Source organism: Oceanobacillus sp. FSL W7-1304 (assembly GCF_037969805.1).
GTDB lineage: Bacteria > Bacillota > Bacilli > Bacillales > Amphibacillaceae > Oceanobacillus > Oceanobacillus profundus.
This window is the reverse complement of the sequence record NZ_CP150211.1, coordinates 2,547,708-2,564,369: the sequence shown is the minus strand read 5'-3', so window position 1 is coordinate 2,564,369 and position 16,662 is coordinate 2,547,708. Positions and strand designations below refer to the sequence as shown.

Annotated in this window: 19 protein-coding genes and 1 pseudogene; 17 read left to right on the top strand and 3 right to left on the bottom strand. The window is 39.2% G+C overall.

Features of this window, described 5'->3' with window-relative positions; translation table 11 throughout:
- Positions 1-27: 27 nt before the first annotated feature.
- From rplQ to rpsI, 7 genes are all read left to right on the top strand, one after another.
- Entirely contained in the window at positions 28-381 is a 354-nt protein-coding gene (rplQ, locus tag NYE61_RS12980) for a 50S ribosomal protein L17 (protein ID WP_095313508.1), read from the top strand.
- Positions 382-795: 414 nt separating this feature from the next.
- A complete protein-coding gene (locus NYE61_RS12975; RefSeq protein ID WP_303449588.1) occupies positions 796-1,635 on the top strand; it encodes an energy-coupling factor ABC transporter ATP-binding protein in 840 nt (279 codons plus the stop codon).
- Positions 1,611-2,480: an energy-coupling factor ABC transporter ATP-binding protein gene (locus NYE61_RS12970; RefSeq protein WP_095313505.1), complete on the top strand. Its 870-nt coding sequence runs from the start codon at positions 1,611-1,613 to the stop codon at positions 2,478-2,480. The genes NYE61_RS12975 and NYE61_RS12970 overlap by 25 nt, the downstream gene beginning before the upstream one ends.
- Positions 2,477-3,280, top strand: a complete 804-nt coding sequence (locus NYE61_RS12965) for an energy-coupling factor transporter transmembrane protein EcfT (protein ID WP_095313503.1) — start codon at positions 2,477-2,479, stop codon at positions 3,278-3,280. Before NYE61_RS12970 ends, NYE61_RS12965 begins: the two co-directional genes overlap by 4 nt.
- 17 nt (positions 3,281-3,297) lie before the next feature.
- A complete protein-coding gene (gene truA / locus NYE61_RS12960) occupies positions 3,298-4,044 on the top strand; it encodes a tRNA pseudouridine(38-40) synthase TruA (RefSeq protein WP_303449581.1) in 747 nt (248 codons plus the stop codon).
- Positions 4,045-4,239: 195 nt separating this feature from the next.
- Positions 4,240-4,677 (top strand): 50S ribosomal protein L13, encoded by a 438-nt coding sequence (rplM, locus tag NYE61_RS12955; RefSeq protein WP_095313500.1) that lies wholly within the window; start codon positions 4,240-4,242, stop codon positions 4,675-4,677.
- 20 nt (positions 4,678-4,697) lie between these two features.
- Complete coding sequence (rpsI, locus tag NYE61_RS12950) at positions 4,698-5,090, top strand: 30S ribosomal protein S9 (protein ID WP_095313499.1); 393 nt, start codon at positions 4,698-4,700, stop codon at positions 5,088-5,090.
- A 101-nt stretch (positions 5,091-5,191) separates the two neighbouring features.
- On the opposite strand, the pseudogene NYE61_RS12945 reads toward rpsI, so the two are convergent.
- Positions 5,192-5,329: pseudogene (locus NYE61_RS12945) on the bottom strand (site-specific integrase); the annotation flags it as partial.
- A gap of 400 nt (positions 5,330-5,729) precedes the next feature.
- Here NYE61_RS12945 and NYE61_RS12940 point away from each other — a divergent pair.
- The 3 genes from NYE61_RS12940 (at position 5,730) to NYE61_RS12930 (ending at position 8,381) form a co-directional block, all read left to right on the top strand.
- Positions 5,730-6,545: a hypothetical protein gene (locus tag NYE61_RS12940; RefSeq protein WP_303449579.1), complete on the top strand. Its 816-nt coding sequence runs from the start codon at positions 5,730-5,732 to the stop codon at positions 6,543-6,545.
- 181 nt (positions 6,546-6,726) lie between these two features.
- Positions 6,727-7,827 (top strand): CamS family sex pheromone protein, encoded by a 1,101-nt coding sequence (locus NYE61_RS12935; RefSeq protein ID WP_251660982.1) that lies wholly within the window; start codon positions 6,727-6,729, stop codon positions 7,825-7,827.
- 329 nt (positions 7,828-8,156) lie between these two features.
- Positions 8,157-8,381 carry a hypothetical protein gene (locus tag NYE61_RS12930; protein WP_339315656.1) on the top strand — a complete coding sequence of 75 codons (225 nt, stop codon included), beginning with the start codon at positions 8,157-8,159 and terminating at the stop codon, positions 8,379-8,381.
- Positions 8,382-8,540: 159 nt separating this feature from the next.
- Here the strand turns inward: NYE61_RS12930 and NYE61_RS12925 are convergent, their stop codons facing one another.
- Positions 8,541-9,215 (bottom strand): DUF421 domain-containing protein, encoded by a 675-nt coding sequence (locus NYE61_RS12925; protein WP_095313556.1) that lies wholly within the window; start codon positions 9,213-9,215, stop codon positions 8,541-8,543.
- Between the two features lie 176 nt (positions 9,216-9,391).
- Between NYE61_RS12925 and NYE61_RS12920 the strand changes: the two genes are divergently transcribed.
- The 7 genes from NYE61_RS12920 (at position 9,392) to NYE61_RS12890 (ending at position 15,536) form a co-directional block, all read left to right on the top strand.
- Positions 9,392-9,826, top strand: coding sequence for a helix-turn-helix domain-containing protein (locus NYE61_RS12920; protein WP_251660978.1), 435 nt, complete (start codon positions 9,392-9,394; stop codon positions 9,824-9,826).
- The gene (locus tag NYE61_RS12915; protein ID WP_251660976.1) at positions 9,823-10,551 is read left to right on the top strand and encodes an ABC transporter ATP-binding protein; all 729 of its coding nucleotides are present in this window, start codon (positions 9,823-9,825) and stop codon (positions 10,549-10,551) included. Before NYE61_RS12920 ends, NYE61_RS12915 begins: the two co-directional genes overlap by 4 nt.
- Entirely contained in the window at positions 10,548-11,279 is a 732-nt protein-coding gene (locus NYE61_RS12910) for an ABC transporter permease (RefSeq protein WP_303449575.1), read from the top strand. The genes NYE61_RS12915 and NYE61_RS12910 overlap by 4 nt, the downstream gene beginning before the upstream one ends.
- 316 nt (positions 11,280-11,595) lie before the next feature.
- Positions 11,596-12,660, top strand: coding sequence for an iron-siderophore ABC transporter substrate-binding protein (locus tag NYE61_RS12905; RefSeq protein WP_303449573.1), 1,065 nt, complete (start codon positions 11,596-11,598; stop codon positions 12,658-12,660).
- A 16-nt stretch (positions 12,661-12,676) separates the two neighbouring features.
- Positions 12,677-13,693, top strand: coding sequence for an iron ABC transporter permease (locus NYE61_RS12900; RefSeq protein ID WP_339315652.1), 1,017 nt, complete (start codon positions 12,677-12,679; stop codon positions 13,691-13,693).
- Positions 13,690-14,721 (top strand): iron chelate uptake ABC transporter family permease subunit, encoded by a 1,032-nt coding sequence (locus tag NYE61_RS12895; protein ID WP_303449569.1) that lies wholly within the window; start codon positions 13,690-13,692, stop codon positions 14,719-14,721. The genes NYE61_RS12900 and NYE61_RS12895 overlap by 4 nt, the downstream gene beginning before the upstream one ends.
- Positions 14,721-15,536 (top strand): ABC transporter ATP-binding protein, encoded by an 816-nt coding sequence (locus NYE61_RS12890; protein WP_303449567.1) that lies wholly within the window; start codon positions 14,721-14,723, stop codon positions 15,534-15,536. The genes NYE61_RS12895 and NYE61_RS12890 overlap by 1 nt, the downstream gene beginning before the upstream one ends.
- A gap of 165 nt (positions 15,537-15,701) precedes the next feature.
- Here NYE61_RS12890 and NYE61_RS12885 read toward each other — a convergent pair whose 3' ends face one another.
- Positions 15,702-16,637, bottom strand: a complete 936-nt coding sequence (locus NYE61_RS12885; protein ID WP_095313479.1) for an aldo/keto reductase — start codon at positions 16,635-16,637, stop codon at positions 15,702-15,704.
- Positions 16,638-16,662: the final 25 nt, after the last annotated feature.

Sequence of the window (16,662 nt, the reverse complement as noted above, 5' to 3'; positions counted from 1 at the left end):
GAGTTTCAGAAAAGGGAGGGATAGTCCGTGGCTAGAAAGTTAGGACGTACAACAGACAATCGTATGGCGCTACTTCGTAACCTTGCATCTGATTTAATTATTCATGAGCGGATTGAAACAACAGAAGCAAAAGCGAAAGAGCTTAAATCGATCGTAGATAAAATGATTACACTTGGGAAACGCGGTGATCTTCACGCACGTCGTCAGGCTGCAGCGTTCTTATATAACAAAGAAGCTAATGAAGAAAACAGTGTTCTTCAAAAACTTTTTGATGATGTTGCTGCTCGTTATGAAGACAGACAAGGTGGATACACACGTGTTCTTAAACTGGGTGAACGCCAAGGTGATGGAGCTAAAATGGCAATCATTGAATTGGTTTAATCAAGCAAAATGCGGCAAGGGCAGGACTCAATCTCTCTCGAGGTTAATCCAAGCCCTTTTTTTGTAGAATGAAAGGCGGAGGCGACTGTTCAGAAACGCACGCATAAGCAAGGCACCGAAAAGCGCATGGTTTTGGCGCTTGAAGTGTGAATTGCTTATGACGGGAGTTTCTAGGAGCCATAGCTGGATCTAGAAAGAAAAGTAAAGCGGGCTTGTTCAGAGACGCAGGACATAAGCAGGAGACCGCAGTGCGCATGGTTTTGGCGCTCGGAGTGTCTAATGCTAATGTTCCGTAGTCTCTAGCCCACGCGATACTAGACAGAGAATGCGCCAGGATACTGCACATTTTAAAGTAGACAATACATAATTCAATATATAAAACCAGGGCTATAGCAAGGTAGAGGAGGATTTTAGATGAGAAAAAAGATAATTGAGTTTAGAAATGTATCGTTTAGATATGGAGATGAGGGGCCCTGGGTGTTAAAAAACTGCTCTTTTGAAATCTATGAAAATGAGTGGGTAGCAATTATCGGACACAATGGATCAGGGAAATCGACAATAGCTAAGTTGTTAAACGGTTTGCTGTTTCCTCAAGAAGGAGAAATTATTATTGATGGCGAGGTAGTGAATGAGGAGTCCATCTGGAATATTCGTAAAGAAGTAGGAATGGTTTTTCAGAACCCAGACAACCAATTTGTTGGAGCGACCGTACAGGATGATGTTGCATTTGGAATGGAAAATCGCGGGGTTCCTCGTGAAGAAATGAAAAAGCGGATCATAGACACATTAGCAGCCGTTGGTATGCAGGACTATCGTTTAACAGAACCACATCGTCTGTCTGGTGGTCAGAAACAGCGGGTAGCGATTGCAAGTGTATTAGCAATTGCTCCAAAGGTTCTAATTCTAGATGAAGCAACCGCAATGCTTGACCCAAGCGGTCGTCAGGAGATCATGCAAACTGTAGCAAGTATTCAAGGCCGGGAAAAGTTATCATTAATAACCATAACACATGACCTGCAAGAGGTTGCCCAGGCTGATCGAGTTATTGTTATGAATAGTGGTGAAATTTGGAAAGAGCAGACACCTAGAGAGATATTTTCACAAAAAGAAGCTCTAAGAGAAATTGGACTGGATGTTCCGTTTGTCGCTATTCTAGCAGGTGAATTGAAACAAGCAGGAGTAGCTATTTCTACCGAGCCGTTAAATCATAAAGAACTGTTGGAGGACCTATGGACATTACATTCGAGAACGTAACCTATATCTATCAACAAAACACACCCTTTGCACATAAAGCGATTGATGATCTGTCTTTTCAAATAAAATCGGGCTCATATGTTGCTATCATTGGTCACACTGGTTCTGGGAAATCAACATTAATTCAGCATCTCAACGGGCTTGCAATTCCAACAGAGGGTAAAGTATCCATTGGCAGCTATCACTTATCAAAGGAAGAGAAGCCAAAGGATATGAAAGAATTGCGCAGTAAGGTCGGCGTTGTATTCCAATATCCGGAGCATCAATTATTTGAAGAAACCGTTGCAAAAGATATTGCATTTGGTCCACAAAATTTTGGTGTATCAGAAGCAGAGATTCAAAATCGGATTAACGAAATTACCCCTGCAGTTGGACTTGATGAATCACTTCTAGAACGATCTCCCTTTGACCTCAGCGGTGGCCAAATGCGCCGCGTTGCGATTGCTGGAGTGCTCGCCGTGAAGCCTGATGTCCTTGTGCTTGATGAACCAACAGCAGGGCTTGATCCAAGAGGTCAAAAAGAAATTATGGATATGTTTTATAAACTCCATCAGGATCAAGGCTTAACCACTATACTTGTGACGCACAGTATGGAGGATGCTTTAAAATATGCTGACCATGTACTGATTTTAAATAAAGGGACAAAGTATATGGAAGGTTCTCCTGAGGAAGTTTTCAGCCAAAAGGAAGCACTTCAGCGTGTACAACTCGATGTCCCGGAAATAGTTCAATTCTTGGATGAATTCCAAGAGAGGTTTGGTACGTCAATTCCATTTAAAAAGCAATCGGTAAAAGAACTTGCAGAAGCGATTCAGCAGCAAATCAAGGGGGCTGAATCAACATGAATAACACCTTAATTATTGGACAATATGTGCCAGGGGATTCAATCATACACAGACTTGATCCGAGAACAAAGATAACCATCATTTTCTTTTTTGTCTTTATCGTATTTTTTGCAAATAATGTAGCCGGATATAGCTTGCTAACCGTCTTTGCCCTAACGTGTATGCTTACCTCAAAGGTGCCAATACGGTTTATTATAAAAGGCCTAACACCGGTTTGGTTTTTAATCGTGTTTACCTTTATTTTGCACTTATTTGTTACGAAGGAAGGAACAGTCATACTCGATTTCTGGATTTTTGAATTTTATTCTGGTGGCGTGGTTCAAGGGTTTGCGATTTCAATTCGGTTCTTCTTGCTTATTCTTGTTACATCGTTATTAACACTCACAACGACACCGATTGAAATAACCGACGCTATTGAGGATATGCTGCACCCATTGAAACGATTTAAGTTTCCTGTTCATGAATTAGCATTAATGATGTCTATTTCCTTACGATTTATTCCAACGTTGATGCAAGAGACAGACAAGATTTCCAAGGCACAGGCATCTCGTGGCGTTGATTTCCGCACAGGGCCGATTAGAGAACGAATTAAAGCGATTGTCCCACTCCTTGTGCCGCTTTTTGTTAGTGCATTTAAGCGAGCAGAAGAGCTGGCAATGGCTATGGAAGCTCGTGGATATCAAGGTGGGGAAGGTCGAAGCAAGCTTCGGGAACTAAAAATTGAAAAACGTGATATTTTTGTTCTTATTTTATTTATTCTCGTAGTGGCGGGTTTAATCCTCGCACGTATGTATGGGTAAGGAAAGGCTGGAAGGCGATGCCAAGGTTAAAATGTAAGATTAAATATGATGGATCCCGATTTTCAGGGTTTCAGAGACAACCCCAAAATCGGACCATACAGGGGTCTATTGAGGGCGTTTTGAAAAAGATGCATAAAGGGTTGGAAATCCATCTGCAAGCGTCAGGACGCACTGATACGGGTGTACATGCCATTGGTCAGGTAATTCACTTTGATTCACCATACACCATACCAGAAGAAAACTGGAAACGAGCAATGAATACACTGCTCCCCGATGATATATACATCGATGAGGTGGAAGAGGTCTTTGAAGACTTTCACGCAAGGTATAGTGCAAAGGAGAAGGAGTATCACTACTTCGTTTGGAATGCAGAAGAACCGAATGTTTTTAAACGGAATTATTCCTACAATTTTCCGTATGCATTAGACATGGAAAAAATGCAGGAAGGCTGTACCTACTTAATGGGCACGCATGATTTCACAACCTTCTCATCAGCAAAATCGACAGCAAAGGGCAGTAAAATTCGTACACTTTACCAGGCTTCATGTCAAAAAAATGGTGATGAGATCGAGTTTGTTTTCAAAGGGAGCGGTTTCCTGTATAACATGGTACGCATTATGGTTAGTGTGTTATTAGATATTGGACAAGGAAAGCGAGAACCTAGCGATATTATTGTTTTACTAGAGAAAAAGAACCGCCAGCTAGTAGGAAAGACAATATCCCCAAAAGGGCTCTATTTGTGGAATGTAACCTATGAAAAATAATATGTTGATTATCGTTTCTTTTTGCAAAATAAATTGCAAGTTAACTTGACAAATCTGTGTGATTTGGTATATTATGATTTATGGCATTTTATTTCTAAACCATGATTAGCCCCGGAATCTAATTATGTTAAGAATATAAAAATCGAATTAAAATTAAATCAAATAAAATGATTAAATATATGGAGGGAACTTATCATGCGCACAACTTTCATGGCGAATGAATCTAATATTGAACGCAAATGGCTCGTTGTGGATGCGGAAGGCCAACGTCTTGGTCGTCTGTCAAGTGAAGTTGCTGCAATCCTTCGCGGAAAGCATAAACCAACTTACACACCACATGCAGATACTGGTGACAATGTTATCATTATCAATGCAGAGAAAATCGAATTAACTGGAAACAAAATCAATGACAAAATGTACTACCGTCACTCAAACCACCCAGGTGGATTAAAAGAGCGCAACGCTGACGAAATGCGTACAAAATACCCTGAGCAAATGCTAGAGCTTGCTATCAAAGGGATGTTACCAAAAGGGCCATTAGGTCGTAAAATGGCTAAAAAATTGCACGTGTTCAAAGGTGCAGAGCATAATCATCAAGCACAAAAACCAGAAGTTTATGAGCTTCGTGGGTAATTAAAAGGGAGGTAAAACAATTGGCACAAGTACAATACTATGGAACAGGTCGTCGTAAAAAATCAACTGCCCGTGTACGTTTAGTACCAGGTACAGGTAATGTTACAATCAATGGTCGTGATGCAAAAGACTATTTCCCATATGAAACACAACTTTTGATTCTTAACCAGCCATTGGCTGCAACAGAAACTCAAGGAACATATGACGTTTTAGTAAACGTTCATGGTGGAGGATTCACTGGTCAAGCTGGTGCTATCCGTCATGGTATCGCTCGCGCACTATTAGAAGCAGATCCAGAATACCGTTCAACTCTAAAACGCGAAGGTTACCTAACTCGTGACGCTCGTATGAAAGAACGTAAGAAATACGGTCTTAAAGGCGCACGTCGTGCACCTCAGTTCTCAAAACGTTAATAAACCTTATATACCAAGGGTTTTCCCTCTTTGCTTTTATGAAGCAGAGAGGGTTTTTTATATTCTAATTTAGAATTGAATACCCCTTAAATACCCCGAGCTTAAAACGTCATGTACTCCTGGAACATCTCTGCTGTTTTCTCCTTCGCTTCATCGGTAACATGCGTGTAAATATCCATCGTGGTTTTAATATCGGTATGACTGAGCCGGAATTGGACATCTTTGATAGAAGCACCGGCGCAAACAACAAACTGGCTTTAAAACGAATCAAAATAAAGAAAACCGGCACGAAATGTACGGTGCGAGTGAGGTTATCCTACAAGGAGAAAAGGAAATAATAAATGTTTCAGATGAACCCCCTAAATCAAAAAAGAAATGTTGGATGCATTAGGGCTCCGGTGGTAAATAGTATGAACCTTCAAATAGGAGGTTTATTTTTTTTAACACTTCTTAACAGTTCAGTTCGAGTAATGAAACCAATATAAATAGTTATTTAGATGCTTTCATCTACATTAGAATTCTTTCAAAGTGTAATGCAAGGCCAAATTAAGTATTTTTAAAATTTCTAATATGAGGTAAAATAATAATCATAATGTAGGAAGGTAAAGAGGACAGGAAATACCTTTTAGGGGGAATTAGTTGAATAGGGACAACGAAATAGCAAAGCCGGATCATGAACCTGCTGCAAAAGCAAAGAGAAAAGGCATTATCATCAGTTTATTTATGATATTAATTGTAGGGTGGGCATTGCGATATATGTATCTCGAATATGAGATTTATATAGCAAAGGAAAAGGTGGATAATTTATTTGAGATGGTTGACGAAGATGAGGAAAAACCCAGCAAGATAAAAGCCTCAACAAATCAGGCGCTAATTAATGATGCACAGAAAGCGGTCAATAACATTAATACAAATGGCGATGAAGAGGGTAGAAACGAGGGGGTTGTTTTTGCACTACAATCCGCTTTGGTAGTAGCCCAGGCGCAACTAATGAAGCGAGAAGGTGAGATTGAGTCAACGACATTCCCTGCCCCAGACCCCGAAGAGCAGCAACAATTGGTAGATTATCAACCGAATGTAGATGATGTTGTATCAACTTATGACGATGTGGAAAACAGAGATATACTTGAAGAGTTTATCGAAATCGCTGGAGAAAACGGAAAAAATGATGAAAGTGAGATCAGAATAGTAAAAAATGAAGGGAAAAACGGGGTGATTATTTACGATTTAAAATCAAGATATGATAAAAATGCCGACCAAGGATGGATTGATGTTACTCCAGATTTGAGTCACTATAATCCCCCGGAAGATTACGTACAAGAGATTTTCAATAATGCGTCTCAACAATGTGGATATATGTCAAAAGATGAAACGCAGGGGTTTTATAAATTGTATGAATGCAGAACTCATTGGGAATATCATCTTCTTCCTATTGATAAGAGCAAACTACCTTAGCGATTCTTTAGGGAATAATGATTCTTCCTAACTATAAATCTCCTTTGAATTCGGGTATAATAGATTATGTTGATTTATCCCACTAATTGGCAAATTAGGTAAATTATAAAAATAAACACATCTTAACAAAATCTAATGAACACCATCTAAAGAAAGTTTTAGAAAACCAGGGAGTGTTACGATGAAAAGAACAATGATATGGTTTTTAGGCACACTACTGATCTTAGCGAGCTGTGCGCCAAATATGGAGGAAGAAACATCACAAAAAACGGATAACGAACAGGAAGTATCAGTTCTAAGTAGTCAATCATCTAAAGAAACATACAGAATGATTGCTCCATATAAAACGAATGTGGCAAGGGGATTAATTACAAACCAGATCTCGAATCGTGTAGATATAGACGAAATAGAGGAAGGGCTGAAACATCACTCACAAGATGTATTTGATCCAAGTGAACTGTACTTTCAAGAGGGGCAATATTTAACGGAAGATATTATACTAAGTTGGATCACTGATTTAAATCCGGCCAGGGAAGATGACTGGGATGTAGAAACACATAGAAAAAACCCCCGTATTTTTTCACATGTTTTAGAACATAATTATTTAAGACAAGTTGGTGACAAAGAGGTTGAATTGGCGGGAATCTCTATTGGGATTGCATTAAAGTCTGTCTATCATTTTCGAGTTCCTGTGAATGGTGATCCCTATAGTGAAGAGATTGAAATGAACGCCATGCTAGAAAAAGGGTATGAAGTAGCTCAAGTAGTATTGGAGAACATGAGGGAAACGGAAGGACTTTCTGACATACCCATAATGATTACCCTATATCGTGAGGAAGACCCATACTCTCCCGTACCTGGGAACTTTGCAGCCAAAACGAGCGTACCTGGTGGTAGTAATTCAATTGAGGATTGGGAAACCATTAATGAAGAACATATCCTTTTTCCTTCTTCTGAAGGGGAAAAAAAATATCCGGAAGAACATGAGATTTTGAAGCATTTCGGGAATGAAATCGCACAATATTTTCCGAATTATGTAGGAATAGTTGGGGATGGTTTCTATGTTGATGAAGAATTACAATCGTTAAAAATTGAGATTCCAATTGAAACCAGTGGAAAAACGGAGCTAATTGGTTTTATGCAGTATGCATATGGTCTAGTACAGGACGTGTATGAAAATTATTACGAACTGGAAATTAATATAACTTCAGGTGGTAAGGTAGTGGGTTTGATTTATCGAGAAGCTGGTGGAGACTCTCCTGAAGTACACGTTATTCATTAGACCATAACTTATCTTTTTTTATAAATTCAACAAATAATGTTGCTTATCTGGTAACACTCCTCTTTTGAATAATAAGGGAAGCGAAGAAGAAATGTACGGTATATTTATAGCAATTGCAGGGCAGTTTTAGTTTGTCTAAATTCATAGATGGTAATTTACTCAGGAACCTTAAAAAAATAACAGTTGTTGCACAAACCTATTGAGTTAATTCAACAAAAGTATCATTTTACTAAAACGCTATCCTTTACGATAGTGGATGTCATCAAAGTGCATACTTATCTTAAATTCTACTTTCTATATAATGAGGGTATCCCAGGAAATCGGGACACTTGGTACAGGCATGTGGAACCGGATTGGTTCCTATTATATTGGATGAGGATAAAATATTTTTTACACTACCCGAAGCTCAAATAACATCAATTGATCATCATGAAGATATAAAAGAACTTGCAGATGCTCTAGGTGTATCTTCAGATAACGTACAGAACCAAAGCTTTCTCAAAAAAATCAAGTATATCCTTATTTTTATATCAAGCAATACAAAACAATATTAACGTCGTGCACCTAAGTTCTCAAAATGAATAATTAAAACAGTTATATATCAACATTTACAGGCTATCTCATTTATGAGGAGACAGCCTGTTTTTTTAAACAGAGTGTATGAATACAACTTTGGGAGAGTCACTATCCAGGTTATTTTGGGACAGTTCCGTCTAATAAGTTTGCACAAAAATTCCGTCGTCTTCTAGCCATTCAGCTATAAAAACACTTTTATAATCTGCCACATTTTTCGATAAGAGCTGTGACTTTAACCAGTCTTCATCAAACCCGAGATCATTAACTTCATCCCATAATACTTTACTATCGCGAATGAGCGTAACAGGAGCATAAACAGGTTTAACGGGTAAATTGAAATCCTCTACTGTTGTTTTCTGGTATGGTGTTTTCTTTAAAATGCTTATTGATCCGTTCGCCTCCAAGTAACAAAAGGCAACTTCCCGAATAGAAAATGTTTCGCTTTGGCGAAGTAAGCTTTGCAGTTGATTGATATTCATTCGATGTTTTTTCAGTGCCTCTCTGTCGACAATACCATTTTTTATAAGAGCAGCAGGTTTTCCCTCAAAAAGACCACGGAAAAATAAAAGCTTCTGACCCAAAAATTCAACAATAATTAATAAAAAACCCCATAAGCACATGGAATAGAAAATATAAAAAGCTCCAATTTTATCTTCATATACAGCGTTTCCAAGTAATTCTCCCAAAATGATAGAGGCAATAAAAGTAAACGGTGATATTTGATTAATGATTTTCCTTCCAACAATCTTAACAATAATAAACAACAAGAAAAACCCGAGGATAAGTTCGAATGTTAGCTTAATAATCATTATAATTCCCCAATCTATTCCCATTCTAGTAAATCATTTTATTTATTGCCACTTAGCATAAAATTATTACATATCATCAAGAATGATTTACAGGTAACAATTCATAACATTAATGTTAAACCATGTTGATAGACGGCCAATTCAATACATAGCATACTAAGGGAGGAGGTGTGAAATATATGATAAATATGAATTTGAAACGACTCAGGCAACAGCATCAATATACACAGGAAGATTTAGCAGAAAAGTTAGGCGTCTCCCGCCAAGTAGTTGCCAAATGGGAAAAGGGGGAGTCGACACCTGATTTGTATTTCTGTATCAAACTAGCGGAACTATACGATGTTACGATTGATAATTTGGTGAACTATGATGAAGAGAAATCCGGTGTATCTGTACCGCCGAAAGGGAAGCATTACTTTGGTGCAACGACAGTTGGAGAACGTGGGCAAATTGTTATCCCGAAAAAAGCGCGAGAACTTTTTCATATTGAAGCAGGTAATACTCTTCTTATTGTTGGTGATGAAGAACGAGGACTTGCGATTGTCCCACAAAATTATATGCAAGGATTTTTCCCGCAAAATGTCCTCCTTAATAAAAAGGAGGAATATGAATGATTGCAATTGAAACAAGAAATATAACGAAACAATATGGTAATAAAAAGTCTATAAATGACGTGTCACTGACAATTAAAAAAGGCGAATTATTTTCACTGCTTGGTGTCAATGGCGCTGGAAAATCAACACTTATCAAAATGCTATCTTGTCTTGTTAAGCCAACTGGCGGCAAAGCCTCTATTTTCGGGTATGATGTGACGAAAGAGCCAGAACAAGTGAAAAATGTTATTTCTGTCTCCCCGCAAGAAACAGCGATTGCACCAAATTTAACGGTATATGAAAATTTAGAGCTAATGACAGGAATACATGGTTTTTCAAAAAAGGACCGTGAACAAAGAGTGAGAGAAATAATGGATACCTTTTCGCTTATGCCCTTCCAAAGGCAACGAAGCAAGACATTATCAGGAGGATGGAAGCGTCGTTTAAGTATCGCGATGGCTTTAATTACTGAGCCAGATATTTTATTTCTAGACGAACCAACTCTTGGGCTTGATATTTTAGCAAGGCGTGAACTCTGGAAAGTTATTAAAGGGTTAAAAGGCAATGTTACAATTATATTAACGACACACTATTTAGAGGAAGCGGAAAGTTTATCAGATCGTATTTGTATTTTAAAGCAAGGTGAAGTGAAAGCGCTTGGTACAGCAGAGGAATTAATCGTCCAAACATCCACGCTATCTTTTGAGGATGCCTTTGTTGCTTTAGTAGAAGGGGTGTCGATATGAAAATGATGATGTTTGGCTTCCGCACAACGAAAGAAATCATACGTGATCCTTTATCCGTGTTCTTTGGCTTAGCGTTTCCGATTATTCTATTATTATTACTAACATTCATTAACCAGAATATCCCGAACGATTTGTTCCATATTAGCAGTTTGGCGCCTGGTATAGTAGTCTTTGGCTTGTCGTTTATGACTTTATTTTCAGCACAAATGATTGCAAAAGACCGAGTTAGTGAATTATTAGCACGTTTGTTTACGACTCCAATGAAAGCATATGATTTTATACTCGGCTATACGCTGCCCCTAATTCCGATGTCGTTGGTGCAGGCAATGATTTGTTATGGCGTGTCAATCATGTTAGGAATGGATTTTACATTAAATGTTTTATTAGCGATTATTACTGTTTTACCAGTAGCGATTCTATTTATAGGGATAGGACTTTTATGTGGCAGTATTTTCAATGAAAAGGCGGTAGCAGGTATTTGCGGGGCATTGCTAACGAATTTAACAGCTTGGCTCTCTGGGATATGGTTTAGTTTAGAATTAGTTGGCGGTTGGTTTGAAAAAATCGCGTATGCTCTTCCATTTGTGCATGCTGTTGATATGGGGAAAGCAGTGTTTAGTGGAGATTATGCAAACATCTTTCCTCATATATGGTGGGTAGTAGGTTATGGTTTAGTGATTACCGTGTTAGCAATTTATATCTTTCAATGGAAAATGAAAAACAGATAAAGTGATGCAAAAGGTAAACATTTAGCATCAAAACGTTTCAAAGGCTCTTTTCATTTATGTAAAAAAGGGTCTTTTTTGTGTTTTTAACGGAGAAAATCATAATTAGACAACGACATGATTTTCTATTGTTGAATAAATCGCTATAGGAAAAATGGAGCTATATCTATATTATAAACTCGTGGCTTTTCTAAGCTTACCTGCCAACAAATAAAGTATAGGAAATGAATCTAGAATTAAAAAAATTCTTGACAATCTATTAAAGTTAGCATAAATTTGATAATGATAATCATTATCAACATAATGGGGGGTATGTCAAATGAATACATATCGAAAAAGTTTAATTAGCGCATTACTATTTTTAATAGTGTTTATGATTGCTTTAGTTGGCTGTTCACAAAAATCAGATACAGCACCTGCACCGGCTGATGATAATGACGCATCAGAATCCGCGTCTGCAGAATCTGAATATCCAATTGTTATCGAGCATGCTTTCGGCGAAACGGAAGTAACTAGCAAGCCTGAACGTGTAGTTACGGTTCAATGGGGCAATCATGATGTTGCACTTGCTTTGGGTGTTGTACCTGTAGGCTTCTCTGCAGCAAATTTTGGCGTTCAGGATGATAGTGGTCTTTTGCCTTGGACAGCTGAAAAGCTTGATGAGCTTGGTACAGAAGATCCAAATGTCTTCCAAGATACAGACGGTCTTGACTTTGAGGCCATTTCAGATGCAGACCCAGACGTCATTTTGGCAGCATACTCTGGTATAACACAGGAGGATTACGACCTTCTCAGTCAAATTGCTCCAGTCGTAGCATTTCCGACAGCTGCTTGGGCAACTACATGGCGTGAGCAAGTTAGTTTAAATGCAGCGGGAATGGGCATGAAGGAAGAAGGCGAACAGCTTATTAAAGACATCGAAGACATGGTAAACGAGAAATTGACGGAATATCCGCAGATTGAAGGCAAGAAGGTTGTTTGGGTTAACTTCTCGGCTGACGATATGTCTAAATTGCATATTTACACTCCGATAGACTCTCGAGTCTCTTTCCTGCATGAGCTTGGGATGGATTATCCTGATAGTATTACGGAACAAATTACGGACCCTAACAGCTACTCGCTGAATTTAAGTGCTGAGAATGCTGCGGATCTTTACGATGCTGATCTAATTATTGGTTATGGTAATGATGAATTACTACAAACTCTTCAAGCAGATCCATTGCTTGGAAAAATCCCTGCAATCGAGAGAGGTTCTGTTGCGTTCATTGAAAGTGATACACCTTTAGTAGCTGCTGGAACTCCGAATCCACTTTCGATTACGTACACGATTGATGAATACCTGGAATTAATAGGAGGAGCTATTGACAAGATAGATGAAAAGTAGTTCAGCAGTTTCAAAGATGCATGAAGTCAATTCACATATACCGAAAAATTTCATGGTAGTTTTAGTAATTGGTTTTGTCTTGCTCGGGTTGAGTGTGTTTCTCTCCTTATCACTAGGCTCTCGAATGGTAGGCTTACAGGAAGTACTGGACGGCTTATTCCGTCAAGATATAGACTCTTATGAAGCAAATGTTGTCCGTAAAAGGATATCACGTACCGTTTTCAGTTTGTTTTGCGGAGCGGCACTCGGAGTTTCGGGAGCGCTTATGCAAGCGGTCACTCGCAACCCGATTGCCGACCCAAGTATATTGGGAGTGAACACAGGAGCATCCCTATTTGTTGTTTTTGGAATAGCATTTTTGAATATAAGCAGTGCACATCAATATATATGGCTAGCGTTGGCTGGTGCTGCAATTACTTCGGTTTTCGTATTCGGAATCGGTTCTCTTGGGCGTAGTGGGGCCACGCCGATCAAACTTGTTCTTGCGGGGGCTGCCACAACTGCAGCCCTTTCCTCTTTGGTTGTCGCAATCATGATTCCACGTTCTCATGTTATGGATCAGTTTAGATTTTGGCAGGTTGGAAGCGTCGGTTCGGCAACTTGGGATGGTATTGCTACCTTCATTCCCTTTTTGCTAATCGGAACACTGATAGCTATTCTGTCTGCACCAGCACTAAACGCATTGGCATTAGGGGACGCTATTGCGACTGGACTAGGTGTCCGGATCGGAATATTAAGGCTTGTTGCAGCTCTTGGGGCTGTTCTTTTATGTGGTGCAGCTACAGCGTTGGCGGGTCCAATTGGCTTTGTGGGACTTTTATCTACTCATGTTATGCGCCTTGTACTTGGCCCCGATCTGCGTTTTGTTATTCCGATGTCGGCAATTTCAGGTGCAGTCATATTGACGATTTCTGATGTGAGCGGCAGGGTAATCGGGAGTCCTGGCGAGCTTGAAGTCGGCGTGGTTACAGCATTTATTGGGGCTCCATTACTAATTATATTAGCTATGAGATCGAAAGTGAGTTCGTTATGAAAAATGAATCTATTGCGTTTATTATGGCGGGAAGGCGTCAAAGGCACCGCCGATGGATACTGGTTACCAGCTTTCTAGTTGTTCTTGCATGCATTCTTTGCGGTGCGATGCTTCTATTAGGAAATACGATTCACCCAGTGAAAGATGTAATCCGAGCACTTTTGGGAGAGCAGGTTCAAGGTGTCTCATTTGCAGTTAATACGATACGTCTGCCGAGAATGCTAGCAGGTGTTTTTGCTGGTTTTGCATTCGGTGTTGCGGGTGACATTTTCCAAACGATGTTGCGTAATCCACTTGCAAATCCGAATGTAATTGGTATTACCACAGGATCCAGTGCAGCGGCTGTTTTTTGTATTGTTATTTTGCATGCAAGTGGTGCTGTCGTTTCAATTGCTTCCGTGATTGCCGGTCTTGCTACAGTAACATTCATCTATATTTTATCCAGAGGAAAGTCCTTTTCCATCGGACGATTAATCCTGATTGGAATAGGCGTCCAGGCAATGCTTAATGCGCTGATATCCTATCTTTTGCTAGTTGGTGCGGAGCAAGATATACCAGCGGCGCTCAGATGGCTCAGTGGTAGTCTGAATGGCTCTCAAATGCATGAACTGCCACCGCTTATCCTATCGGTTTTTATCTTTGCGCCTATCGTTATCATGCTAGCGAAGCAGCTTAGTATATTAGAACTCGGAGAACAGTCGGCAACTTCTCTTGGGGTAAATACCGACAGGACAAGAATGTTGCTGATTTTGAGTTCCGTCTGTATGATTTCCCTTGCGACTTCTACTACTGGACCAATAGCCTTTGTATCTTTTCTTTCAGGTCCAATCGCAAAGAGGCTGGTCGGTGTTGGGTTCTCAAATGTAATTCCAGCAGGCCTTGTTGGTATTAATTTGGTTTTGGCAGCAGATCTAATCGGGCAGTTTGCTTTTGTGGTCAGATATCCTGTAGGCATCATAACGGGAATAATCGGAGCACCGTATTTGATTTACTTGCTAATCCGAATGAATCGAAAGGGGGAATTATAATGAAACAGACAAATCTTTTCGAAGCTGAGCAATTAGTAGCAGGCTATGATAATAAAACGGTTATCCAAGAGGTAAGCCTTACGATTCCCAGTAATAAAATAAGCGTTATTATTGGAGCGAATGCTTCTGGAAAATCAACACTTCTTAAAACATTAGCACGGCTTATAAAACCGATATCTGGAAAAATCAATCTGGATGGGAAATCAATTACCAAAATACCGTCAAAACAGTTGGCGCGGGTTTTAGGGCTGCTGCCACAATCGCCCATTGTGCCAGAGGGAATTTCTGTCGCAGATTTAGTAGGAAGGGGAAGATTCCCGCATCAATCCATGCTTAGCGGATGGACAAAGAAAGACTATGAGGCAGTTGCTGAAGCGATGAGAATTATGGATATAACAAAGCTTGCCAATCATAATATTGACGAGCTGTCAGGTGGCCAAAGACAGCGTGTCTGGATTGCAATGGCGCTAGCGCAACAGACAGATATTCTATTTCTCGATGAACCGACAACCTTTTTAGATATTACATACCAGGTTGAAATTCTTGATATGCTTACAGACCTTAATCAAAAGATGGGAACTACAATTGTAATGGTTCTGCATGATATCAACTTGTCTGCCCGTTATGCGGACAATATATTTGCTATTCATAATGGAAAACTTGTTGCTGAGGGGGAGCCATCAAATGTCATTACAAGCTCTTTAGTGAAGGACGTCTTTGGTCTTGATTGCATTGTGGTAGAGGATCCGATTTCAGGATCCCCTTCTGTGGTGCCGATAGGACGACATCATGTTAACAATGAGTATACGCCTTGAAGACATGTATAAAGCAGTGGATATCTTTTTATATCCACTGCTTTATATTAGCTACTTAAATAGCTATCCTGTTTTCCATCATTAAAAGTTTATTTTTTGTAATTCTTTCGGTTTCAATACACCGATATCTTTAATCAAGATGTGTAGCATAACTAAATTTGACCACTACGATTTAAAAATCCGATCAATCGTTTCAATTTCCTCATTTGTTAATGTAACATCAAGTGTTTTTAAATTGCTTTGCACCTGATCAGGGTTTTTTGCCCCAGGAATAATGACATCAATGGCACCTCTTGTTAAATACCAAGCAAGCACAATATTTGCAACATCTGTATCTTTTCCATTTGCAATGTTTCGAATCTGTTCTACCTTTTCAAGATTGTTTTTAAATGTCTCTCCCTGGAAATATGGAAGTCCTGCGCGTAAATCATCAAATTTCGAGTCTTTATTGTATTTCCCCGCTAATAAGCCAGCTACAAGCGGGAAAAACTGCACAAAGGAGATGTTTTGTTCCAACGCGTAAGGCAATAATTCTTTTTCTGCCTCACGATTTAGCAAACTGTATTCTCCCTGGTATACATCGACATAGCCATCTTTATTGGCCTCTTTTAATTGATCCATTGAAAAATTCGATAGGCCAATTGCTCTTATTTTCCCTTCATCCTTCAATGCTTTTAATGCGCCAACTGCTTCATCTTTAGGTGTATTCTCATCTGGATAGTGAATATATAATAAATCAATATAATCGGTTTTCAATCGTTTTAGGCTTTTTTCAACCTCTTCTTTTAAGAAAGCAGGAGAATTATCATGGCTCATTTCATTTCCATTGAAAATTGGAGAAACCTTTGTTGCAATGACTAGGTCAGAGCGCTTTCCTGTTTCTTGCACGACTTCACCGATCAATTCTTCTGAGTAACCGGGACCATATAGATAGGCGGTATCAATAAAGTCTACTCCATTGTTAATTGCAAAACGAACCGTATCCTTACCCTGTTCATTATTCAAATTAGGGAAAAGGTTATGTCCACCAATCTTATTTGTCCCAATACCAACCGGATTTACATATAAATCTGTCTTGCCAATTTGCACTTTCTCTGTCATAGGGAGCACTCCTTTTACAGTTTTA